Raw genomic sequence first — 23,182 nt, 5'->3', positions numbered from 1 at the left:
GCGCTACGGCAGAATGCCGGCCCATTCGGCGCTGTGGTCGCCGTCGTGATTGGGCATGCCGGGCTTGGTCAGGTACCCGCGGTCGTTCGGGATGTGCGACATGATCGCGCGCACCGGCTTTTCGTGCCAGCCGAGGTTGAAGGCGAACCGCACCGGAAAGAATTCCATCGTCGCATAGGGCAGATGGTCGTGGACCCACCACGCCAGCCGCTTCCAGTCGCCGGGCTGGTCGAAGCGGTTGGCGAAGCCGGGCACGACGATGCATGCGGTCGCGCCCATCGCCCCGCTCGCGTCGCGGCGGTCCCAGATGTGGTAGGAGTAATTGCGTTCGTTCGAAGCGCAATTGTAATTCTTGGCGTTGCCGAGCGCGTTCACCTCCGCCGAGCGATAGGCCGAGCGGATGGCGATGCGGCCGAAGGCGTCCTGCAACGGCTCGAGCAGACCCTCGCACAGCCGGGTGCCTGCTGCGATCGCGAGGTCGGGGTCGTCGGGGATGTTCGACAGGCCGTGGATGCTGGCGATGTCCGAATAGAGGAAATCGCGCATGAAGAACGTCCGGGACAGCTGCACGCGCCCGAGGTCGGTCAGCGCCGCGACCGTCTGTGGCTTCTTCATCGTTCCGCTCCGACTAGGTTCGCGGGCATCATTACCATCGTAAGGTTAACGAAGGCGAGACGATGTGCCGCCGGCGCGGGGCGGCTCAGCGGGTACGCGTCCACTCCTGCGTGCGGCAGAACGGCCCGAAGCAGCCCTTCACCTTCAGCACGCCGCCGTCGATGCGCAGTTCGGAGCGATAGGTGCGCCCGCTTTCGGGATCGTAGATGCGCCCGCGCCAGCGATCGTCGTCGGCGGTGAAACCGGTCAGGATCGCGATTCCCTGGATCGGGCGGTTGCGCAGCGCCTTGTCCGGATTGTTGGCGTCGACCGCGGGGCCGCCGGGGCGCGGCTTCAGCACCCGCGCGATGCGCCCGCACAGCGACGCGCCGCAGGGTGCGATCTCGACGATCGCCTTGGCATCGACGGTCAGCCAGCGCCCGGTCACGGGGGTAGGCGCCGCCGCCGCCGCGCTCGACACGCCGAACGCAGCGGCGGCGATCAGCGGTCTCACGCGGCCAGCTTGCGCAGCACGTACTGGAGGATGCCGCCGTTAAGGAAATACTCCAGTTCGTTGACGGTATCGATGCGGCAGCGGGTTTGGAAGGTCTCCTTGGTGCCGTCGGCGCGGGTCAGTTCGACCGTCACGTCCTGACGCGGGCGAAGGCCGGCAACGTCGCGGATCGTGAAGGTCTCGCTGCCGTCGAGCTTCAGCGTCTGGCGCGTCACGCCGTCGGCGAACTGGAGTGGGACGATGCCCATGCCGACCAGGTTCGAGCGGTGGATGCGCTCGAAGCTTTCGGTGATGACAGCGCGGACGCCGAGCAGGTTGGTGCCCTTGGCCGCCCAGTCGCGCGACGATCCCGTGCCATATTCCTTGCCCGCGACGATGACGAGCGGGGTGCCGTCCGCCTTGTGCCGCATCGCGGCGTCGTAGATCGGCATGGTCTCGCCCTTGTAGGCGGTCATCCCGCCCTCGACGCCCGGCACCATCTCATTGCGGATGCGGATGTTGGCGAAAGTGCCGCGGACCATGACGTTGTCGTTACCGCGACGCGCGCCGTAGCTGTTGAAGTCGGACTTCGACACCTGGCGCTCCATCAGCCATGCACCGGCGGGGCTGTCGGCCTTGATCGATCCGGCGGGGGAGATGTGGTCGGTGGTGATGCTGTCGCCCAGGATCGCCAGCGGCTTCGCATCGATGATGTCGGCGACGGGCTTCGGCTCCATCGTCATGCCCTCGAAATAGGGCGGGTTGGCGATGTAGGTGGAGGCGGGCGGCCAGCTGTAGGTGTCCGACCCTTCGACGTTCACGCCCTGCCAATGCTCGTCGCCGAGGTACACGTCGCCGTAGCGCGCACGGAACATGCCGGAGTCGATGTTCGCGGCCATCATCGTCGCGACTTCGTCGTTGGTCGGCCACACGTCCTTCAGATACACGTCCTTACCGTCGCTGCCCTGGCCGAGCGGGGTTTCGACCATGTCCTGCGTGACGGTGCCCTTCAGCGCATAGGCGACGACCAGCGGGGGCGAGGCGAGGAAGTTGGCGCGGACGTCCGGGCTGACGCGGCCTTCGAAATTGCGATTGCCCGACAGCACCGAGGCGGCAACGATATCGCCCGAATTGATCGCGTCGGAGATCGGCTGCGCGAGCGGGCCCGAATTGCCGATGCACGTCGTGCAGCCATAGCCGACGAGGTTGAAGCCCATCGCGTTCAGGTCCTCGGTCAGGCCCGACTTGTCGAGATAATCGGTGACCACCTGCGAACCCGGCGCGAGGCTGGTCTTGACCCAGGGCTTCGGCGTCAGGCCCGCGGCCCGCGCCTTGCGCGCGACCAGGCCGGCGGCGATCAGAACCGAGGGGTTCGACGTGTTGGTGCAGCTGGTGATCGCGGCGATGACGACGTCGCCGTCGCCGATGTCGTGGTCACGGCCCTCTACGGCCACGCGCTCGGCATTGTCCTTGTGATAGACCTTGTTGAGGTCGCCGTTGAACACCTCGTCCACCTTCGACAGCGACACGCGGTCCTGCGGGCGCTTCGGGCCGGCGAGCGACGCGGTGACGGTCGACATGTCGAGTTCGAGCGTGTCGGTGAAGATCGGGTCGGCGGCATCGTCCTCGCGCCACATGCCCTGCGCACGGCAATAGGCCTCGACCAGCGCGACGTCGTCGTCGGGCCGGCCCGAGAGGCGCAGATAGTCGAGCGTCCGGTCGTCGATCGGGAAGAAGCCGCAGGTCGCGCCATATTCGGGCGCCATGTTGGCGATGGTCGCGCGGTCGGCGAGCGTCATCTCGGCAAGACCGGGGCCGTAGAATTCGACGAAGCGCCCGACCACGCCCTTGGCGCGCAGCATCTGGGTGACGGTCAGCACCAGGTCGGTCGCGGTGATGCCTTCCTGCATCGCGCCGGTCAGCTTGAAGCCGACGACTTCGGGGATCAGCATGCTGACCGGCTGGCCGAGCATCGCCGCCTCCGCTTCGATCCCGCCGACGCCCCAACCGAGTACGCCGAGGCCGTTGATCATCGTCGTGTGGCTGTCGGTGCCGACGAGGGTGTCGGGATAGGCGATCGCCGCGCCGCCGTTTTCGGACGACCACACGCCGCGGCCGATATATTCCAAGTTCACCTGATGGCAGATGCCGGTGCCGGGGGGGACGACCGAGAAATTGTCGAGCGCCTTCGATCCCCATTTCAGGAACTCATAGCGTTCGATGTTGCGCTGATATTCGAGCGCGACGTTATCCTCGAACGCCTTGGGCGTGCCGAATTCGTCGACCATCACCGAATGGTCGATGACGAGGTGGACGGGCACCTGCGGGTTGATCTTCACCGCGTCGCCGCCGAGCTTCGTAATGGCGTCGCGCATTGCCGCCAGGTCGACGACGCAGGGCACGCCGGTGAAATCCTGCATCAGCACGCGCGCCGGGCGATACTGGATCTCGCGGTCGGAGCGCGCGTCCTTCTGCCAGTCGATGATCGCCTGGACGTCGTCGACCGTCACGGTCTTGCCGTCCTCGAACCGCAGCATGTTCTCGAGCAGCACCTTCATCGAGAAGGGCAGGCGCGAAATGTCGCCCAGCTTCTCCGACGCCTTGGCCAGCGAGAAATAATCGTAGCTCTTGGCACCCGCATTCAGGGTCGTGCGCGTGGCGAGCGTGTCGTGGCCGATGGCGGTCATGTGGTGGACGGTCCTTCGCTGTCGGGCCCGTCGCGCGGGCGCGGGGGAGGCTGCTGGAAGCCGCACGCGCGCGCGAAAAGGCGGGTTTCCCGCAGGCCGATAGCAGCGGCTCGAGGCGAGGGGAAGGGCGGTGGGCGGTTGGACGAGGAGTGCATGGCCCGCCCTGGAGAACGATCCCGCCGCGGTGCTACCGGTGTCTGCCCATAATCGACGCTAAGTCCCGCAAAAATTTGTACGAAACGTACAGTGGCGGGAACCGTTGGGCGATTGACCAGTTTCGCCGAGCGCCGCTATCCTATCGCGGTCAGAATATTCGGCGGCGCTGTCGGGGTTGTGCGCACGTCCGGAACAGGGAGGCCTATCATGATTTCGACGATGCGTACCGCGCTGCTCGGCAGCGTTTCCACTGCGGCTGCCGTTCTGCTGCTGCCGACCGCTGCCCAAGCACAGTCCACGACGTGCTCGCAGGCCGGCACAACCATCACCTGCGTCGACGGCACCGCCACCGTGCTGACCGCAACCACGACGCCGAGCAACGTCACTGTGCCCGGCCCCGGCCTGGTCACGGTCGATGTCGCCGGCCCCGCCACCACCACCTATACCGCGACCGGCCCGATCGCCACGACCGGCGTCACCGCGGTCAACATGACCTCGACCGGCGGGGCGCTCAGCTTCACGCCCGCGTCGGGTTCTGCGGTGAACGTCTCCACCACGGGCGGCACCGGCGCCAATGGCGTGGTCCTCAACACCGCCGGCCAGGCCGCGACCGTGACGGTCGGCAATGTCTCCACCACCGGCGCCGCCTCGTTCGGCGTGCTGTCGACGGCGGGCACCGACCTGACGCTGCGCACCGGCAACATCACGACGACCGGCCTGAACAGCACTGCGATCCTCGCCACGGCGCAGACCGGCAACATCGCCATCACCACCGGTGACATTTCGACCGCCTCAGGCTTCGGCGTGCTGACCAACTCGATCGGCAACGGCACCAACACGATCGTCACGGGTAACGTGTCGACCGGCCAGGGCGTGGTTCTCGCCAACGGCGGCACCGTGTCGGTCACGACCGGCAATGTGACCACCAGCACCAACGGCGGTACCACGGCCGGTGGGTTCGGCGTCGTTGGCCAGGCGTTCACCGGCAACAGCACGGTGCGCACCGGCACCGTCTCGACCGTCAACGGCGCCGGTATCATCGCCAGAGCCATCAATGCGACCGGTTCGGCAAGCGTCGGCGGCTGTCCCAGCGTGTCGACCACCGGCAACAATGCGACGGCAGTGATCGCGCAGACGCAGGGCACCGGTTCGGTCACGATCAACTGCGGTGTGCTGACCACCACCGGTGACAACAGCAACGGCGTGTTCTCGACCTCCAACGGCGGTAACATCGCGGCGACCATCACCTCGGCGACGACGTCGGGCGTGGGCTCCTATGGTCTCACCGCGAACACCAGCGGCACCGGCACGGTCACCACCAATGCGGGCGTCATCACGACGACCGGCGTCGGCTCGACCGGCCTGTTCAGCCGCGCGGGCACCGGCGCGATCGACGCGGGCTATGGCAACATCACGACGTCGGGCGTCGGGGCAGGCGTCAATTCCGCCAGCGCGCTCGACCTCGCGTCGACCGGCACCATCAACCTGCGCGGCAGCGGCGCGACACTGCGCACCAACGGTGCCGGCGTTACCGCTGCCGTCGTGACCGGCGCGGGAGTGACCGGCAACCTCGGCAACGTCACCACCACCGGCGCGGGGTCGCAGGGTGCGCTCATCACCTCGACCGCTCCGGTCAACCTGACGGTCGGCGCCGTCGCCACCACCGGCAACGGCCTGGTCGTCAATGCCGGGACCAGCGCGGTGACGCTGACCACCGGCACCGTGACCGCGACCGAATCCGGGGCGCGGGGCACCGACATCGCGACCACCGGCGCGGTGACCTTCAACGGCGGCAAGCAGACTGCCACCGGCAACAACGCGCTGCGCATCATCGGCGGCACCGGCACGATCAATGCCACCGTCAACGGTGCAGCGACGACCGGCGCCGGTACCGCGGTCCTCGTCCGCGCCGACGGAACCGCCAACGTCACCAACACGGGCACCGTCACCACCACCGGCGCGAACGCGATCGGCATCCGGGTCAGCGCCGACAACGGCGTGAACGTCGCTGCCGGTCAGGTCGCCACCACCGGCGCCAACGCCACCGGCGTCGCCGCCACCGGCGACCGCGCGGTCAACGTCACCGGCACCGGGATCACCGCGACCGGCACCGGCGCGTCGGCGGTCTTCGCCGGCAGCAACCTGGGCGCCGCAACCGTGACCCTGAGCGGCACGAACAGCTCGACCGCCGCCGACGGTGTCCAGATCCAGGCGGCCACCAACGCCGCGCTGGTGCTCACCACGGGCACGCTGGGCGGCGGCAACAACGGTGCGACGATCACGTCGGGCACCGGCACGACCGTCAACAACGGCGGCACGATCTCTGGCACCAATTCGGCGCTGACGATCACCGGCGGGGCCGCGACGGTCACCAACGGCGGGACGATCACGGGCCGGATCGCGCTGACGGGCAACGCCGATACCGTCAACAACGCCGGCATCTTCAACGCCAACAGCAACAGCGATTTCGGCGCGGGCGCCGACGTGTTCAACAACAGCGGTATCCTGCGGGTGCTGGGCACGTCGACGACGGCGGGCACGGTCACCTTCACCGGGCTGGAGACGCTGAACAACAGCGGCCTGATCGACTTCCGCAACGGCCACACCGGCGATGTGCTGGTGGTGCCGGGCGCCTACACCGGCTCTGGCGCGGCGCGCCTGGCGCTCGACGCGTCGCTCGGCGTCGCCTCGGGCACGGCCGACCAGCTGCGCCTGAGCGGTGCCGCGACCGGCAGCACGGCGATCACGCTCAACCAGCTCAACACCACCCCCGCCGTGCTGAGCACCGCGACGGGCACGGTGCTGGTGCAGGCCGGTGCGGCATCGACCGCGACCGCGTTCACGCTCGACAGCACGCAGGTCGATCAGGGCCTGATCCAGTACCGGGTCGTGTACAACCCGACGACCTTCGCGTTCAGCCTGGTGGCGACGCCGGGCGTGGGCGTGTACCGCACCGCGGTGTTCGCCGGCGGTGCGCGCAACCTGTGGCTCCAGTCGGGCGATGCCTGGTCGGGCCACATGCGCGAACTGCGCGACAACGTCGCCGCGAACGGCCCCGGTGGTGCCGGCGGACGCCTGTGGTTCCAGGCGATGGGCCAGGTCGAGGAGCAGACGGGCAGCCGCAGCTTCGCGTTCAACGGCGTGACCACTCCGGTCAACCTTGGCTACAAGCAGGACTATTTCGGCGGCCAGATCGGCCTCGACTTCGGTGGTCCGGCGGGCAGCAGCGCGTTCGCTTTCGGCATCACCGGCGGTTACCTGAATTCGAACCAGAGCTTCGCCAACTCCGCCGACCGCATCAACTATGATGCGATCAACGGCGGCGTGTACGCCAGCTTCAACGCCGACGCGTTCTTCGTGAACGTGCTGGGCAAGTACGACTATTACTGGGCGGACAACCGCAGCATCTCCGGTCGCTATACCCAGAAGTTCAACGGGTCGGTGTACGGCGGCAAGGCGGAGGCGGGCTTCCGCTTCGGCAAGGCGGTGTGGATCGAACCGGCGGCGAGCGTGTCGTACACTCACTCCGATTTCGACGACTTCACGGTCGCCTCGAACTCGGCGGGTGCGTTCACGTTCAACGACGAGGACGGCGTGCGCGGCAAGGCGGGTGCCCGCCTGGGCTTCACGCGTGAGATCGGCGCGTCGACCGCCAGCCTCTACGCCGGCGGCAACTACGTCCACGAATTCCGTGGGCAGGACCGCGTGACGTTCGTCAGCGGCGGCCAGACGGTGAACTTCGGCGGGTTGCGCATCCGCGATTACGGTGAGGGTACGCTGGGCCTGAACGTCGGGTCGAAGCAGGGCGCGGTCAGCGGCTTCTTCGAGGGTCGCTATGCCAATGGCGGCGATTACGAGGGCTTCGGCGGTCGCGCCGGCATGCGCTTCCGCTTCTAAGGCACCATCGCACCGGGAAGACGGGTCGCTTCGAGAGAAGCGGCCCGTTTTTTCATGGGCGCTGCGTCAGATTGCGCGGCGTCAGACCGCGCGGCGCAGGGTGACGGTCGCGGCCAGACCGCCGCCGTCCGCGGTATCGAGCGACAGCGCGCCGCCGTGGAGCTCGGCCAGATCGCGAGCGATCGAAAGCCCGAATCCGTCGCCGTCGCCGCGCATGTCCAGCCGGACGCCCGGCGCCGTCGCGCGGGCGCGGTCGGCGGCGGGAATGCCGGGGCCGTCGTCGGAGACCGTCAGCCGCACCAGGCCGGCCTCGACCCGAGCGGTGATCGCGACGCTGGAGGCGGCGTGGCGCGCGGCATTGTCGATCAGATTGCCGGCGAGTTCATCGAGGTCCGATGCCGCGATCGCGACCGCGACGTCGCCGGATACGTCTTGTGTAAAGCTGAGGCCGCGCGGCGCATGCAGCCGGGCAATGGCGGCGACCAGATCCGTGATCGCCGGGGCGAGCGGCGTGGCCGACCGCGTATCGGCGATCCCGCCGCGCGCGCGGGCGAGGTGGTGGCGGATCGTCGCGTAGATGCGCTCGACCTGCGCGGCGCGGGGGGCATGGTCGCGTAGTTCCAGCGCGAGCGTCGCGACCGGGGTCTTGAGCGCGTGCGCGAGATTGGCCGCCGACGCGCGCGCGGTGTCGAGCGCCGCGGCAGTGTCGCGCGCGAGCGCGTTGAGTTCGGTCGCGAGCGGGCGGAGCTCGTCGGGCTGATCCTCCGACACGGTCGCGCGGTGCCCTTGCCGGATCGCGGCGACCTCGACCGCCAGCCGACGCAGCGGACGCAGGCCGAGGCGCAGCTGGACGAGCGCGGCGAGCGCCAGCGCGAGGCCGAGGATTCCGAGCGTGGCGAGCAGCGGCACCAGCGCGCCGCGCACCGGACGGACCACCACCTGCCACGGCGCCGCGGCGGTCAGCGTGACCGGGCCGGCGGTGCTGGACAGCATGAGGCTGCGGGCGTGAAGGCGGCGTCCGGCGCGGTCGTGTCCCTCCGCAGGATGCATGCGCCCGGGACCAACCGGGGGTGGCCCGTGTGCGCCGGGCGGACGGCCAGGGGCGGGCGGCGCGTCGAGTACGGGAAAATCGGCGGACACGACGCTGCCGCCCGGCGCCACGATCCGCCACTGCCAGCCGCGCCCGCCGTCGAGCGCGCCCTGCACCTGCGCCAGCCGGGCGCGGTCGACACTGCCGTCGCGATCGACCGCGGTGGCGAGCAGCGACAGCTCGGCATCGAGCCGCTGGTCGAGCCCCTGCGTCACGAAGCGTTCGAGCACGCCAAAGATGGCGGCACCCGCGACCGCGAGCGCGACGAGGGTTGCCAGCAGCGAGAGCGCGAGCATCCGCCCGTGGATCGAGCGCGGAATCAGCTTCATGCCGGCGCCCCCGCCGTGAGCCGATAGCCGCGCCCGCGCACCGTTTCGATCAGGTCGGCGCCGATCTTGCGGCGCAGACGCCCGACGATCACTTCCAGGCTGTTCGAATCGACGTCGGCATCGCCCTCATACACGCGCTCCAGCAGGTCGAGGCGCGGGATCACCGCTTCCTTCGACAGCATCAGCGCAGAGAGCACGCGCCATTCGAACGCGGTCAGCTTGAGCGGCAGGCCATCGAGCTCGAACTGGCCGGCCTGCGTCTCGAACGCCAGCGGGCCGCATTCGATACGGGTCGCGGCATGGCCGGCGGCGCGGCGGACCAGCGCGCGCAGGCGCATGACCAACTCCTCGACGCGGAACGGCTTGGTCAGGAAATCGTCGGCGCCGGCCTTGAACCCTGCGACCTTGTCCGACCAGCCGTCACGCGCGGTCAGGATCAGCACGGGCAGCTGGCGCCCCGCCTCGCGCCAGCTGCGCAGGATGGCGATGCCGTCGCGCCCCGGCAGGCCGAGGTCAAGGACGGCGGCGTCGTACAGCTCGGTATCGCCCAGATGTTCGGCATCGACGCCATCGGCGACCAGATCGACCGCGCAGGATTCGCCGCGCAGCGCCCGCGCGATGGCGGGGCCGAGATCGGGGTCGTCCTCTACGAGCAGGATACGCATCGGGACCGGCTACTCCGCAGGGCTAAACCGAAACTGAACGGCGGCGTTCAGCGTGGGCGAGGTGGGGGAGCGTAGAAGCGACGACATCAACCATGAAGGAGAATGTGTGATGGCCCGTTTCAACATGTCCCGCCGTGCGCAGCTCGGCCTCGGCGGCGCGGTGCTGCTCGGCCTGGGTGCCGCCGGTGGCGCCGGCGCGGTGTCGCTGACCCGCCCCTCGGTCGAGATGGCGCCGAACGTCGCCACGCCGATCGCGCGGCTGGTGAACACCAGCGGCGTCGTGACCGTGAAAGGCCGCGTGGCCGAGGTGTTCGGCGACCGCGTCGTCCTGCAGGACGCGAGCGGACGAACGATGATCGACGCCGGGCGCGACGCGCGCGGCACGATCGCCAAGGGCGCGGCGCTGACCGTGCAGGGTCGCTACGACGACGGCCAGCTGCGCGCGTCGTATCTGGTCGATCCGGCGGGCAAGGTCAGTGCGGTCGGGCCCGGCGGGCGTGGCTCCGACGGGCGCGGGCCGCATGGCCGGCGCGGTCCGGGCGGTCCGGGTGGCCCTGGCCATGACGGTCCGCCGCCGCCGCCCCCCGGCGGTCCGGAACTGGCGGGTCGCGATGCCCCGCCGCCGCCGGTCGGCTGCGCACCGGGCGCGGCTCAGCCGGCTCCGGTGGCCGGTGCCGTGCCGCCCGCCCCGCCGGTGGACGCCGGCACGCCGGCTCGCCGCTGATCCGCGGGACCGGGTCGCGCAATCGCGCGGCCCGGTTCACCCGCCCCGGCGGCGCGTGGCGTGGAAGGCGATACGCACGGTCCATTCGGCGCCGACGCCCCTGGCGCCCAGCCGCGCGATCGCCGCGTCGGCGGTTGCGGGCCGGACATCAACGTCCGGGCAGTATCGTCGTACCGCGCTCCGCAGCAGGAGCGTCGCCGCCAGCAGCAGGACGAGCGACGTGCCTGCCGACCAGAGCAGATATTCGACCACCGCGGGATGCGCTTCGAAGCCGATCACGGGCAGCGGCAGCAGCGGCTTCAGATAGATCGACCACGCAAGCGCCAACATTCCGAAGCACGACCATGTGAAATAGGCGATGATCGTCACGCTGGCGTCGTGGATCGCGGCAACGGCGCGTTCGAACCGGCTCATATCGCATTCTCCTCGCGGAGAAGGATATCAGTTCCTGGTATGTTCCGGCAAGCCCCGACCCGTTGCCCACGGAACGAACGGGCCGAACCGGCAGTCCGGGCCGGGGATGCTGCTGCCGCGCTCAAGGGTGTGGAAACGGTCGCCCGCGCATAGCTGGCCGCCGAACACTTCCGTCACGACGATCGGATCGCCGCCGAGCGCGGGACAGCCGGCGGGCGGGGTGCTGACCAGCAGGCGGCGGCCATCGCGGTACACCAGGCTGCCCCCGACCACGGTCGGGCCATCGACGCCGGATAGCGAGATGCAGCGTCCAGCGGGTGCCGGGGTGCGTCCCGCAAGCATCGCAGCCAGCGCGCTCGCATCGCCGGCAGTATCGGGCGCCCGCCCCCCGGCGCAGCCCGCCAGCATCAGCGCCGCGAGGACCGCGACGCGCATCGTCAGCCCCGACCGTCCTTCGTATAGGGCACGAAGTCGCCGAACGAGCAGGTGCCGCTTGGGAAGGAATTCGTCCTGTCGACGGTGCGGACGATGTCGCCGCGGCAGAATTGGCCGCTGAAGCTGCGCGTCACGACAATGTCGTCGCGGCGCAGCCCGAAGCAGCCGCCGGTGGTCTTGTTGACGTACAGCCGGCGCCCGTCGCGATAGACGAGCGTGTCGCCGAAGATTTCCTGCTGCTGCGCGCGGTAGGGCTGGATGCAGCTTTGCGGCTGGCCGGGCGTATAGCCGGCGAGGCGCTTGTCGAGCTTCGCCTGGTCGCGTGCGTCGGATGCAGCCTGGCGCGACGCCTCCTCGGCGGACATGGCGCAGCCGGCGAGCAACAGGCCGGCGAGGATCGGATAAGCGATACGCATGGTCATCTCCATCGGCCCCCGGGGGTGATCCTATACCCGATCAGCCGCGAAAACCATCCTTGGCGGCGCGGGCGTCGGCCAGTTCCGCGGCGGATTTGGCGCGGAGGAAGGGATTGGTCGCGCGCTCCTGGCCGATGGTGGTGGGGAGCGTCGGTTCGCCCCGCGCGCGCAGGGCGTCGACCTCCACCATGCGCTTGGAAATCGCGGCGTTGTCGGGCTCGGCGACGCGGGCATAGCGACCGTTGGACTGGGTATATTCGTGTGCGCCGTACACGATCGTTTCGTCGGGGAGGGCTGCGAACCGCGCCATGTTGGCGAACATCTGTTCCGCCGTCCCCTCGAACAACCGGCCGCAGCCCATCGCGAACAGCGTGTCGCCGGGGAACAGCAGCGCGTCGTCGGCGAAGTGGAAGGTGACGTGCCCCGCGGTGTGGCCGGGGGTTTCGAGCACCCTCGCGACGTGGTCGCCGAGCGTGATCGTGTCGCCTTCCGCCACGGTGGCGTCGAGGCCGGCGATCTTCGCAGCCTCGGCGACGGGGCCGGTGACCTTCGCCCCCGTCGCGGCGACGATCGCGGCGATGCCGACGGTGTGGTCGGGGTGCCAGTGGGTGATCCAGATGCGGTCGATCTGCCACCCACGTTCCTCGGCGGCGGCGAGCGCGGGGGCGGCCTCGCCCGGATCGACGACCGCGGTGCCGCCGGTTGCGGGGTCGTGGACCAGCCAGATGTAATTGTCGCTGAGCGCGGGAACGCAGGCGATCTGGAGGGCGGTCATGCGTGCGCTCCGATCACCCTCACCACTCCCCGACGTTGGGCATCGACGTCCACGGCTCGGCGGGGTCGAGGACGCCGTTCTGGAGCAGCTCGATCGAGATGTTGTCGGGGGTGCGGACGAAGGCCATGTGGCCGTCGCGCGGGGGGCGGTTGACGGTGTAGCCGGCATCGATCAGCCGCTGGCACGTCGCGTAGATGTCGTCGACGCGGTAGGCGAGGTGGCCGAAATTGCGCCCGCCGGTGTACGCTTCGCCGGCCTCGCCCTCGGCGGGCCAATTGTAGGTCAGCTCGACCTCGGCCTTCGCGCGTTCGCCGGGTGCGTTCATGTCCTCGTCCGCAGCGAGGAAGATCAGCGTGAAGCGGCCCTTGTCATTCTCCATCCGCCGCACTTCCCTCAGGCCCAAGACCTCGAAGAAGCGAATCGTCGCCTCGGGATCGGTCACGCGGATCATGGTGTGGAGATAGTGCATCGCAGGCCTCGCGCAGGGGGAATGTCTGCCGCGAGAGATAGGGGCGGCGCGGCTATTTTCCAGCGTCGAACTGCGCGAGTGCGGCCTTGGCGGCGCGACCGACCGGTGTGGCGGGGGCGATCTGCACCGCCTTCAGCCAGCCGCCGCGCGCGCCCGCCTCATCCCCCGCGAGCGCGGCGATGTTGCCCGACTCGAGTTGGACCGAGGCGTCGTCGGCGGCGCGCGACAGCGCCTCGGCAATATCCTTCTGTGCGCGGGGCAGGTCGCCGCTGCGGCGGGCGAGGGTTGCCGAGAGCAGCCACGCGAGCGGGTCGGCGGGCGCGCTCGCGAGCGCGAGGTCGATGTCGGCGCGCGCTTTCACCGGCTCGTTCGCGGCGACCAGCGCGCGGGCTCGGTCGAGGTGCGCCTCACCCAGCGCCGTGCCGGTGAGCGCACCACCCGCGAGCGCGGCGTCGAGTGCCGCGCGGCCCTTAACCGCGTCACCGGCGGCAAGCCAGGCGTTACCCGCCTGCGCCCAGTAATTGGCGGCGCGGCGATCCTTGGCGACTTCCGCCCCGCGGGCCGCGCGCTCGAATGCGGTGGCGGCGCTTTCGAAGCGGCGCGCCGAGGCATGGGCGATGCCGAGGCACTGGTCGGCGAGGAACCCGCCGCCCGACAGCTTCCACGCCGACGCATCGGCGACGCCGCCGTCGCTGTTGCTGGTGGCGAGATCGACGCAGGTGTCGAAGCGCGCTTCCTGTGCGGCGGGGGCGGCGAACTGGAGCAGGAGGGCGAGGAGGATCATGGCAGGCTCTCGATGATGCCGAGCAGCAGCGCGATATCGGCGTCGCGCGACAGGCGGTGATCGCCGTCCTTGACGAGCAGCGTCTGCACGTCGGCTGAACGCAAGCGCGCGGCGAGGTCGACGGTGCGCTGCCACGGGACGTCCGCGTCGCGCTGGCCCTGGAGGAAGCGGACCGGGCAATCGATCGCGATTTGGTCGGGCGTCAGTCGGAGTGCCTGGCCGGATTCGTGGAAGGCGCGGGTGAAGACCGTGGGTTCGGGGCCGTATTCGGATGCGCGCTCGACGCGACCGTCGCGGGCGAGCGCGGCCTTCTCCGCGTCCGAAAAGCCCCATTCGGTGAAGTCGGGCGCGGGCGCTATACCGACGATGTGGGCGACGCGCTGCGGCCGGGCGAGGGCCGCGAGCAGCGCGATCCAGCCGCCCATCGACGATCCGATCAGCGTGACAGGCCCGTCGAGACGATCGATCATCGCGAGCGCATCGTCGCGCCAGTCGGCGAGCGTGTAATCCTCGAACGCGCCGGGACTGTCCCCGCAGCCGGCATAATCGAAGCGCAACGCAGCGCGGCCCCGCGCGCGCGCCCAACCCTCCACCGCCAGCGCCTTCGACCCGGTCATGTCGCTGGCATAGCCGGGGAGGAAGACGAGCGTCGGGCCGGTGCCGGGGGTGTTGTGGTGGGCGAGGGGGCGGGTCATGCCGCCGTCGTAGCGCAATCGGGCGGGCGATGTCGCGATGCGTATTGAACCGCACCACGTTCGCATGGCACCTGCGTCGGCGGGGTGCCGACACCCCGGGGGGCGGGTGCGCGATGGACAGTTTCTACGACGATCCCGAAGTGGTGAAGGATCACATCCGCCGCGGCCGGCACCGCCAGTTGATCGGCGGCGCGTGGGACGAGATAGGGCAGCTGCAGTTCGATTTTCTGGTCGGGCAGGGGTTGCAGCCGTCGCACGTGCTGCTCGATGTCGGCGCCGGCGCGTTTCGGGCGGGGGTGCGGCTGATCCCGTACCTCGACCCCGGCAACTACTGGGCGATCGACAAGAGCGCGCTGCTGCTCCAGGCCGGCTGGGATCTGGAGCTGAAGCGCGCGCGCCTGACCGACCGGCAGCCGCGCGACCAGATCGTGGCGCTGGAGGATTTCGAGTTCGACCGGCTGGGCGCGACATTCGACTTTGCGATCGCGCAGTCGCTGTTCACGCATCTGTCGCTGAACCGCATCCGCCGCTGCCTCGCGCGCCTTGCGCCCTCGATGCGGCCGGGCGGCAGGTTGTTCGCGACCTTCTTCGAAATCGACGCATCGGCGGACCCGGAGCAGGATCACGTCCATGCCCCCTCGGGCGTGGTCAGCCACAGCGACCGGACCTTCTACCATTATACGCGCGCCGATTTCGACCATCTGGTCGCGCGGCTGCCGTGGCGGATCGACTATATCGGCGAGTGGGGCCACCCGCGCGGGCAGCGGATGCTCGGCTTCGTGCGGGTGTAACCCCTCAGAACGGCAGCCTGCCGCGCACCACGGCCTTGTCGGTCGTGCAGATGCGGCGGAGCGTCTGCCAGTCGGCGTCGGTGAGGGCGGGGGTGTCGCCGCGGTGGGTGCGCGCGCTCGCCTCGAAGCGCGCGCGGCGCTCCTTCGACAGCGGGTGGCTGGAGAGGTAGCCGAGCGCGGTCTGCGGCAACTTCTCCTCCATCGCGGCGAGCTTGCGGAAGAAGCGCGCCGTCGGGAGCGGGGAGATGCCGTTGGTGGCGAGCGCGGCGATCGCGTAGCCGTCCGCCGCGCTTTCGGCCCCGCGCGAATAGCGTGCGGCGATCAGCGTGCCGAGCGCATTGCCGACGTCGCCGGTGAAGCTCGCCAGCAGCAGGCCGATGCCCGCCTGCCGCGCCATTGCCGACAGCACGTCGCGGTGGCGGACATGGCCGATCTCATGCGCCAGCACGCCCGCGACTTCGTCTGGGCCGGAGGCTTCGGTGAGCAGCTTTTCGAAGATCACGATGCGCCCGCCGGGGAGTGCCGCGGCGTTGACCATCGGCACGGCGGCGACGCGGACGTCGAGCGGCTCGCCCGCCGGCTCGATACGGCGGACGAGGCGGTCGAGCGCGGCCTGGCCGCCGGGGCCGTCGCACAGCCGCCCGCCGAAATCGCCGATCATCGCGGTACCGATGCGGCGTTCCCAGCTCATCGGCACCGCCTTCGCGACCCATCCGGGCGCGGCCATGCCGACCGCGACCACGATCGCGGCGACCCCGGCGCAGGCGATGGCGGCGGGCATCAGGCCGATGCGGTCGATGAAGCCGCCGTAGCGCACCGGCTGCGGCAGGCGGGCGGCGAGGTCGGCGGGGACGTCGCCCTCCAGCCCCAGCCGCCACCCGTCACGATCGCGCCGCCCGAGCAGCCACCCCTGCGCGTTGCGATCGCGGGTGACGAGCGCGTCCCACGGGATCGGGCCCTCCGCCCAGTCACCCTCGCTCAGGTACAGCCCGTCGGCATCGGCGCGCACCCGCGGGTGGCGGCGGCGCGCGACCAGTCCGTCGTAATGCCACGCCTCCACGGGTCAGATCGCGCCGATGTCGAACGCGTCGAGCATCCCCTCGCCCTGGCCGGGGCGGCGGGTAGTCGAACCGGTCAGGCTGTCGAGATCGACTTCGCCATACGCTTCCAGGTGGCGGATGAAGAAGCTCCAGTGGCGATAGCCGAGGAAGATCGCGCCGATGCCGAGCGTGCCGATGACGAGGGCGACATCGACCAGGTACAGCTTCACCCAGTCGATCGTGCGCGCGTCGAACTGGAACTCCAGGTGCCCGAGCGTCATGTTGCTGACGCACTCGCGAAAGAACACTGCGTAGAAGGTGATCGGGAAGACGATGAACACCAGCAGGTAGAACACCGGCAGGAGCGCGAAAAGGATGGCGAGCGGCGTCTCGGGCGCGATCTGCGCCACGCCCGCCGCTGTCAGCCCGATCAGCCCGCCGGTGACGAGCAGGACGGGAATCGCCAGCGCCACGCAGATCAGCATGCGTTTCAGCACCGGCCCGCTGTCGGCGGTGCTGGTGAACTCGTGCGGGCCGAAGCTCATCCGCGACCATTTCTCGTTCCACAGCGACACCATCGACCACGGGATCAGCAGGCCGAAGGCGAAGCCGCCGACGATCGGGCGCCACGTCGCCTGCACGCCATATTCGAAGCCCTGATCGTCGCTGCCGCCCGAGATGCCGTGCCACAAGGTGCGGCTGAGGCGGTAGCGCAGCGCGCGGAAGCGGGCGACGCCGAAGAGGAACAGGAACGACAGGTACAGGGCGATTCCGAGCAGCGCGGCGACCCCCTCCTGCCCGCGCATCGCGAGCGCCTGGATGCCGAACTGCAGGGCGAGCAGCGGCAGTCCGAAGACGATCAGGACGAGGACGAAACCGATGAACAGCTCGAGGCCGGTGCCGGTCCATTCCATCGTATCGTCGATGAAGCGCGTGCGGCTCGAGAGATACTGCCGCTCGCGGGTCTTGGCCCAGAACCGGTAGATGCCGAGCGTGACGATGGTCAGCAACAAATTCGTGAACGCGATCGGCGCGAATTCCCGCCACGTGCCGCGAAACGCGAAGGCGCTGTGGGCAGCGCCCGCATCCTCGATCATGCAATCCCCCCGATTGTTCCCCGCCCGCAGATGAGCGCGGGCGGGGTGCGGCGGTCAAGCGGTTTCAGTCACTTCGCGAGGAAATCGTCCAAGGCGCGCGCGAAGGCGGCGGGCTGGTCGAGCATGACCATGTGCGCGGCATCGCCGATATCGACATAGGTGATCGCGGGCGCCGCGGCATATTGTTTGCGATAGAAAGGCCCGGCCATTTCCTTCGTCGGGCCGGCGGCGTTCCACGGATAGACCAGGGTGATCGGCGTGCGGATGGCGGAAAGGTCGCCGCGCAGGTCGGTGGTCAGATCCTCGTACATCGCCTGACCCGTCACGCGAGCATCGGCGGCGGCGGCCCAGCTTTTCATCAGCGCGATGCTGGCGGGTTTCAGCGCGAGGCCGCGGGTCTGCGCCTCTATCGCTTCGGGGCTGAGCGACTTGCCGTAGTTGGCGGCAACGCGGTCGCGCATGACCGCCGCCTGCGGCGCGACCATCGCCGGGGTCGGATCGACGCCCGGAGGCGCCATCAGCACCGCGAAATAGGGAAGCGAATCGACGATCATCAGCTTCGACACGTCGTCGGCATGGGCCTTGGCGAGCATCATCGCGACCAGCCCACCCATCGAATGGCCGACCACCGGCACGTCGCGCAGCTTTTCGCGAGCCAGATAGGCGTGGAGATCGGCGACGATGCCGTCGAGCACACCCGGCTTCAGATTGGCACCCGGCGCGTCGCCGCCGAAGCCGTTGACCTGCACAAGCAGCACGCGGTGCGATTTCGCGAGCTGCGGCACGAACGCATCCCAGACCGCACGCGGGCAGGCGAGGCCGGGGATCAGCACCAGCGGCGGCCCCTTGCCAACCGACTGGATCGAGATGTGGTCGAGCTGGACGAGGGGTACGGCGCTGGTCGCGGCGGTTGCGCGCGGTGTCTGTGCGGTCGCGGCGGCGGGGATCAGCGCGGTAGCAAGCAGAAGGGCGATACGGATCATTGTTCGGTTTCCTTCGGATTGAGGAAGATCGCCTCGATCGGCTGGCCGAACAGGTCGGCGATGCGGAAGGCGAGGGGGAGGGAGGGGTCGTAGCGCCCCGTCTCGATGGCGTTGACGCTCTGGCGCGACACCTCGAGCGCGTCGGCCAGGTGCTGCTGGCTCCAGCCGCGCTCGGCGCGCAGGTCCTTCAGGCGGTTCTTCACGCCGCCCGCCGATCGCGGAAGGACTGGACGCACTGCGCGACGCCCCAGCCGAAACACCACAGGATGAACGCGAAATACGCCGGCATGTGCGGCAGCACGCCGCCTTCCTCCATGAACCCCCACGCGCTGGTGAAGGCGAGCATGAAGCCGAGGCCCACGAGCATCGCCTGGACGATGCGGGTGCGCAGATATTCGTCGGTTTCCTCGACCAGATAGAGGCCGATCACTGCGATGACGCCGATGATGGGCAGCGCCGGCAACACCGACAACGCGACCAGCAGCGCGCCGGTCGGATGCCAGGTCTTCATCGCCCAGGTCGCGAACAGGATGGCGACGACATAAGCGGCCATGGTGGGCATGAACCGGCGCGTATAGCGGCGACCGGCGGCGGTATGGGCTTTCATGGATACTGGCTCCTGACGACTCGTTGACAAGCGAGCTTTACGTCAAGGGAGCTTTCCATGTCAAGGGTGGTTTACATCAACAGCCCATCCGTTCGTCCTGAGCCTGTCGAAGGACGTGTAACGAGGTGCAGCGCCTGGACCATGTGCTTCGACAGGCTCAGCACGAACGGAGAAGTGCGAGCCGGCCGACCATGTCCGCCGCGAGCAGGCTCAGCGTGTCGTCGCGGGCGCCCATGATGACGATGCGGTCGCCGGGCTGTGCGGTGGCCACCAGATGCGCGGCGGCGGCGTCGCGGTCGGGGATGTGCTGCGCGGTGCGCCCGGAGATGGCGATGTCGGCGACGATATCGGCGCTGGTGACGTCGCGGGCGACGGTGCCCCCCTGATAGACCGGGTCGGGCAGGATGAGCAGATCTTGCGGGGCAAGATGTTCGGCGAACATCGCGACCAGTTCGCGGCGCATGACCTTCAGCGGGCCGTAGCCGTGGGGCTGGAAGAGGACGAGCAGCCGGCCCGGAAACGCGTGGAGGGTGGCGAGAGTCGCGGCGATCTTGTCGGGGTTGTGGCCGAAATCGTCGATGACCGCGACGCCGTTCGCTTCGCCGACGAGGTCGAAGCGGCGCCGGAGCCCGGTGAAGCCGGCGATGGTGCGGACGGCATCGGCGAGCGGCACACCTGCCGCGCGCACCGCGGCGATGGCGGCAAGCGCGTTGGCGACGTTGTGTGCGCCCGGCACCGCTAGGGTCACGCGGTGGCACTCCTCGCCGGCGATCAGATCGAAGGCGATGGCGAAGCGGTCGGGAGCGAGCGCGGTCGCGGTCAGGTCCGCGGGGCGGTCGATCGCGACGGTGACGGTGCGTGTCGGGTCGAGCGCGGTGGCGAGCGCGGCGGCCTCCGCATCGCCGATATTGACTATGGTCGTGCGCGCCTTGGCCGCGAAATCGCCGAACAGGTCGCGGAGTTCGTCCAGCGACTTGTGGTCGAGGCTGACGTTGTTCAGCACGGCGATGTGCGGCGCGTAGAGCGCGATCGAGCCGTCGCTTTCATCGACTTCGCTCACGTACGCATCGCCGTGGCCGACGAGGGCGCTGGCGAAGGGCGCGTCGGGCCCGGCAAAATCCTTCATCACCGCGCCGTTCATCACGGTCGGGTCGCGCCCGAGCGCATGAAGGATCCAGCCGATCATGCCGGTGACGGTCGACTTGCCGCTCGTCCCGGCGACCCCGATCGAGAGCGCGGCGGCGTTGAATAGTTCCGCGTTCAGTTCCGCGCGGGTCATGCGCGGCGCGCCGATGCGCGTCGCGGCGACGATGTCTGCGACGCTGTCCTCGACCGCGGCAGAGGCGACGACGGTCTGCTCGGGCGAGACGACGCCGCTGCCGTCCTGCGGGTGAAGACGCACGCCCAGCGCCTCCAGCGCCGCGAACTTGGCGGGAACGCGCCCGGCGTCGAGGCCGCGATCGGAGCCTTCGACGCTTGCCCCGCGGCCGGCGAGGATCATCGCCAGCGGCATCATTCCCGAGCCGCCGACCCCGACGAAGAAGAAGCGTTTGCCGTGCTGCATGGCCGCGCGCTATCGCTTGCCGCGAAGCGCCGCCACCCCTTTTCCGTTCGGGGCGTCGGTAATGGGGGTAGGATGAAGATTGCAGTCGTCGCGCCGGCCCGGTCGATCAGCGTGGAGGGCGCCGCCCGCGTCGCGGCCTTCACCGCGCTCTATTACCCTGAGGTCGAGCTGGTGATCGATCCGCAGGTGTACATGGAGGCCGGGCATTTCGCCGGCCCCGACGCGATCCGCGCCGAGACGTTCCTGCGCTATGCCAACGATCCCAGCGTCGATGCGATCTGGTTCGGGCGCGGCGGCTATGGATCGAACCGCATCCTGGCCGAGGTGATGCCGAAGCTGGGACCGGCGGCGCGGACCAAGAGCTACATGGGCTTTTCCGACATGGGGTTCCTGCTCGGCGCGCTCTACGCAAGGCGGATCGGCCACCCGGTCCACGGACCGATGGCGTCGAACGTCAGCGAATCGTCGAAGGGGGTCGGCGTCGGTCGCGCGCTCGGCTGGCTCGTGAACAAGGACCGCAACGCGCTGGAGCCGACGCTAAACGGCCGCCCGGCGGCGGCGTTCAACCTGGTGATCCTGTGCGCGCTGATCGGCACGCCGTGGATGCCCGACCTGACCGACCACGTTCTTTACATCGAGGAAGTGGGCGAGGCCTATTACCGCATCGACCGCCTGCTGTTCCAGATGGCGAACGCGACGCAACTGAAGGGGATCGCCGGCGTCCGGCTGGGCGCAGTCACCGACGTGCCCGACGGCGATAACGAGAAGGAATTCGGCGAGTCGCTGGAGACGATGATGACTCGCTGGTGCGGCGACATGGGCGTGCCGTACCTCGGCCGCGCGCGGATCGGGCACGATACCGACAATCTGGTGGTGCCGTTCGGGTTGGTGTGAAGGGGCGTCGTGACGGCAGCATCGGATTTCCGCTTTCGCCCACTTGCAGACTTCGACATCGCAGGACACCTTGACCGCATGAAACCGCGATATCGTCACGGCGAACTGCTCTCCGCAGACGCTAAACTTCGGCTTGCAATCTACGATCGAGCTGACGCCCGCTACGTTATCATAGAGGAGCGCGTGCGTAGCTATGAAGCGAATGACGAGTTGCATCCCGATGATGTGCCATTTCCCTGCGATGCTCGCTGGGAGCCTTTCTGGCAGATACAGGCTGAGCCGCGGTTCAGCGTATTCGAGACAATCGAAGATGCATTGAAAGAGGCTAAGCTATTGCTCGCGAACGGCAGCTAACCACTCATTTCCCGCCATTCTATTCTGACCTCACCCCGCCACGGCCCCCGGCCAGGCCGACGCTTCCTCAATCGCGACGATCGGGTCCGCCGCCGTATTGCGCACCTGTGGCGACACCGCGCGGCGGGCGAGGGTGCAGTAGCTGACAAGCACCAGCGGCTGGGTGGCCGCGGATTCGGGGTCGTCGATCACGACGCCCAATTTCCCGCTCTGCAACCGCACCAGTGACCCCGCCGGGAATGCGCCGATCAGCGTGCGTAGCGCGCGCAGGATGCGGCGGTCGAAGTGGCCCTCGCTTGTATGCATCCAGCCGAGCGCCTGCGCCGGCGTCCACGCCGCCTTGTACGACCGGGACGAGGTGAGCGCGTCGTACACGTCGCAGACCGCGGCGATACGCGCTTCCTCCGAGATGTCGGTGCCCGCCAGCTTGTCGGGATAGCCGGTGCCGTTCACCCGCTCGTGATGGTGGCGGGCGACGTCGATCACGACTGGATCGAGCCCGTCGATGCACGCGAGCAGCTGGCCGCCGCGTTCCGAATGCGACTGGATGCGCGACCATTCGTGCGCGGTCAGGCGATCGACCTTGTTCAGTACCTCGAGCGGTACGTGCAGCTTGCCGATGTCGTGGAGCAGCCCGGCGAGCCCCATCGTGCGGACCCGCGCGGCATCGTAGCCGAGCAGCCGCGCAATCGCCATCATCAGCGCGCTGACCCCGATCGAATGGACATAGGTATATTCGTGGCGCGAGCGCAGCCGCGTGAGGCTGAGCATCATCCGCGCATCGAGGCTCATCGCGCTCGCCAGCGTGTCGGCAGCGGCGGATAGCGCGGCGACGTCGAGCGAGGGTTCGAAGCGGATCTCCTCGAACGCATAGGCCAATGTCCGGCGCGCCTCGGCGATCTTGCCTTCCAGCAGAATCCGCTTCGTCTGTTTCGGTTTTCGCCCCAGCCGCGGAAGCAACGCGGCAATAGTGCGCGTGCGCGGCCGCGTGCCGGCCCAATCTGCTGCCGTGAAGATCGCGGTATCCGCGTCGATCGCCCCCGGTTCCGCATCAGAAGATATGTGCATCCCGCCCGCCGCCAAATCCTGTCCCTCCCCGTCGCACTTTCTGGTCGACGTTGTTTAACGATCATTTGCCCGCGCCGATTTGTTTCTTACAAATCCTGCACCGCTTCAAAGGCTTGCATCGGTCCGCCCAAGTCGCGAGACTTGTGGGCACAAACGGGGGC

The 23,182-nt window shown here is 69.0% G+C and carries 24 protein-coding genes; 5 read left to right on the top strand and 19 right to left on the bottom strand.

Annotation, left to right across the window (positions count from 1 at the left end):
- Positions 1-3: 3 nt before the first annotated feature.
- The 3 genes from M9980_RS08950 to acnA form a co-directional block, all read right to left on the bottom strand.
- A complete protein-coding gene (locus tag M9980_RS08950; RefSeq protein WP_250749517.1) occupies positions 4-615 on the bottom strand; it encodes a hypothetical protein in 612 nt (203 codons plus the stop codon).
- 85 nt (positions 616-700) lie between these two features.
- Positions 701-1,108: a DUF2147 domain-containing protein gene (locus M9980_RS08945; RefSeq protein WP_250749515.1), complete on the bottom strand. Its 408-nt coding sequence runs from the start codon at positions 1,106-1,108 to the stop codon at positions 701-703.
- On the bottom strand, positions 1,105-3,774 hold the full coding sequence (gene acnA / locus M9980_RS08940) for an aconitate hydratase AcnA (RefSeq protein WP_250749512.1): 2,670 nt from the start codon (positions 3,772-3,774) through the stop codon (positions 1,105-1,107). Before acnA ends, M9980_RS08945 begins: the two co-directional genes overlap by 4 nt.
- Before the next feature lie 363 nt (positions 3,775-4,137).
- On the opposite strand from acnA, the gene M9980_RS08935 reads away from it, so the two are divergent.
- Positions 4,138-7,827, top strand: a complete 3,690-nt coding sequence (locus tag M9980_RS08935; RefSeq protein WP_250749510.1) for a beta strand repeat-containing protein — start codon at positions 4,138-4,140, stop codon at positions 7,825-7,827.
- Positions 7,828-7,908: 81 nt separating this feature from the next.
- Here the strand turns inward: M9980_RS08935 and M9980_RS08930 are convergent, their stop codons facing one another.
- Both M9980_RS08930 and M9980_RS08925 read right to left on the bottom strand, forming a co-directional pair.
- Positions 7,909-9,246 (bottom strand): sensor histidine kinase, encoded by a 1,338-nt coding sequence (locus tag M9980_RS08930; protein WP_250749508.1) that lies wholly within the window; start codon positions 9,244-9,246, stop codon positions 7,909-7,911.
- On the bottom strand, positions 9,243-9,911 hold the full coding sequence (locus tag M9980_RS08925) for a response regulator (RefSeq protein WP_250749505.1): 669 nt from the start codon (positions 9,909-9,911) through the stop codon (positions 9,243-9,245). The genes M9980_RS08930 and M9980_RS08925 overlap by 4 nt, the downstream gene beginning before the upstream one ends.
- Positions 9,912-10,020: 109 nt before the next feature.
- Here M9980_RS08925 and M9980_RS08920 point away from each other — a divergent pair, with 109 nt between their 5' ends.
- Entirely contained in the window at positions 10,021-10,635 is a 615-nt protein-coding gene (locus M9980_RS08920; RefSeq protein ID WP_250749502.1) for a hypothetical protein, read from the top strand.
- Between the two features lie 36 nt (positions 10,636-10,671).
- On the opposite strand, the gene M9980_RS08915 is transcribed toward M9980_RS08920, so the two are convergent.
- From M9980_RS08915 to M9980_RS08885, 7 genes are read right to left on the bottom strand one after another with little or no spacing between them, the layout of a single operon-like run.
- Positions 10,672-11,049: a hypothetical protein gene (locus M9980_RS08915; protein WP_250749499.1), complete on the bottom strand. Its 378-nt coding sequence runs from the start codon at positions 11,047-11,049 to the stop codon at positions 10,672-10,674.
- Positions 11,050-11,076: 27 nt separating this feature from the next.
- The gene (locus M9980_RS08910; RefSeq protein WP_250749496.1) at positions 11,077-11,484 is read right to left on the bottom strand and encodes a hypothetical protein; all 408 of its coding nucleotides are present in this window, start codon (positions 11,482-11,484) and stop codon (positions 11,077-11,079) included.
- Positions 11,485-11,486: 2 nt separating this feature from the next.
- Complete coding sequence (locus M9980_RS08905; RefSeq protein ID WP_250749493.1) at positions 11,487-11,900, bottom strand: hypothetical protein; 414 nt, start codon at positions 11,898-11,900, stop codon at positions 11,487-11,489.
- A 40-nt stretch (positions 11,901-11,940) separates the two neighbouring features.
- Positions 11,941-12,675 (bottom strand): hydroxyacylglutathione hydrolase, encoded by a 735-nt coding sequence (gloB, locus tag M9980_RS08900; protein ID WP_250749491.1) that lies wholly within the window; start codon positions 12,673-12,675, stop codon positions 11,941-11,943.
- 19 nt (positions 12,676-12,694) lie between these two features.
- Complete coding sequence (locus M9980_RS08895) at positions 12,695-13,144, bottom strand: VOC family protein (protein WP_250749457.1); 450 nt, start codon at positions 13,142-13,144, stop codon at positions 12,695-12,697.
- A gap of 52 nt (positions 13,145-13,196) precedes the next feature.
- Positions 13,197-13,928, bottom strand: coding sequence for a tetratricopeptide repeat protein (locus M9980_RS08890; RefSeq protein WP_250749456.1), 732 nt, complete (start codon positions 13,926-13,928; stop codon positions 13,197-13,199).
- Positions 13,925-14,623 (bottom strand): alpha/beta hydrolase, encoded by a 699-nt coding sequence (locus tag M9980_RS08885; protein ID WP_250749453.1) that lies wholly within the window; start codon positions 14,621-14,623, stop codon positions 13,925-13,927. Before M9980_RS08885 ends, M9980_RS08890 begins: the two co-directional genes overlap by 4 nt.
- Positions 14,624-14,736: 113 nt before the next feature.
- On the opposite strand from M9980_RS08885, the gene M9980_RS08880 reads away from it, so the two are divergent.
- Entirely contained in the window at positions 14,737-15,414 is a 678-nt protein-coding gene (locus M9980_RS08880; protein ID WP_250749450.1) for a class I SAM-dependent methyltransferase, read from the top strand.
- Between the two features lie 4 nt (positions 15,415-15,418).
- On the opposite strand, the gene M9980_RS08875 is transcribed toward M9980_RS08880, so the two are convergent.
- From M9980_RS08875 to M9980_RS08850, 6 genes are all read right to left on the bottom strand, one after another.
- Positions 15,419-16,474, bottom strand: a complete 1,056-nt coding sequence (locus tag M9980_RS08875; protein WP_250749448.1) for a M48 family metallopeptidase — start codon at positions 16,472-16,474, stop codon at positions 15,419-15,421.
- Positions 16,475-16,477: 3 nt separating this feature from the next.
- Positions 16,478-17,551, bottom strand: coding sequence for a YjgN family protein (locus M9980_RS08870; RefSeq protein WP_250749445.1), 1,074 nt, complete (start codon positions 17,549-17,551; stop codon positions 16,478-16,480).
- A gap of 68 nt (positions 17,552-17,619) precedes the next feature.
- On the bottom strand, positions 17,620-18,534 hold the full coding sequence (locus M9980_RS08865) for an alpha/beta fold hydrolase (protein WP_250749442.1): 915 nt from the start codon (positions 18,532-18,534) through the stop codon (positions 17,620-17,622).
- On the bottom strand, positions 18,531-18,737 hold the full coding sequence (locus M9980_RS08860; protein ID WP_250749439.1) for a helix-turn-helix transcriptional regulator: 207 nt from the start codon (positions 18,735-18,737) through the stop codon (positions 18,531-18,533). Before M9980_RS08860 ends, M9980_RS08865 begins: the two co-directional genes overlap by 4 nt.
- Positions 18,734-19,141, bottom strand: coding sequence for a hypothetical protein (locus tag M9980_RS08855; protein ID WP_250749436.1), 408 nt, complete (start codon positions 19,139-19,141; stop codon positions 18,734-18,736). Before M9980_RS08855 ends, M9980_RS08860 begins: the two co-directional genes overlap by 4 nt.
- 157 nt (positions 19,142-19,298) lie before the next feature.
- Positions 19,299-20,705 (bottom strand): glutamate ligase domain-containing protein, encoded by a 1,407-nt coding sequence (locus tag M9980_RS08850; protein WP_250749433.1) that lies wholly within the window; start codon positions 20,703-20,705, stop codon positions 19,299-19,301.
- Positions 20,706-20,777: 72 nt separating this feature from the next.
- Here M9980_RS08850 and M9980_RS08845 point away from each other — a divergent pair, with 72 nt between their 5' ends.
- Positions 20,778-21,599, top strand: a complete 822-nt coding sequence (locus M9980_RS08845; RefSeq protein ID WP_250749430.1) for an LD-carboxypeptidase — start codon at positions 20,778-20,780, stop codon at positions 21,597-21,599.
- Positions 21,600-21,608: 9 nt separating this feature from the next.
- Complete coding sequence (locus M9980_RS08840; protein WP_250749428.1) at positions 21,609-21,953, top strand: hypothetical protein; 345 nt, start codon at positions 21,609-21,611, stop codon at positions 21,951-21,953.
- Between the two features lie 30 nt (positions 21,954-21,983).
- On the opposite strand, the gene M9980_RS08835 is transcribed toward M9980_RS08840, so the two are convergent.
- Positions 21,984-23,021 (bottom strand): HD-GYP domain-containing protein, encoded by a 1,038-nt coding sequence (locus M9980_RS08835; protein WP_250749425.1) that lies wholly within the window; start codon positions 23,019-23,021, stop codon positions 21,984-21,986.
- Positions 23,022-23,182 lie beyond the last annotated feature (161 nt).

Source organism: Sphingomonas donggukensis (genome assembly GCF_023674425.1).
Taxonomy (GTDB): Bacteria; Pseudomonadota; Alphaproteobacteria; order Sphingomonadales; family Sphingomonadaceae; genus Sphingomonas; species Sphingomonas donggukensis.
The sequence above is the reverse complement of the archived record's forward strand: the minus strand, read 5'-3'. Positions and strand labels throughout refer to the sequence as shown.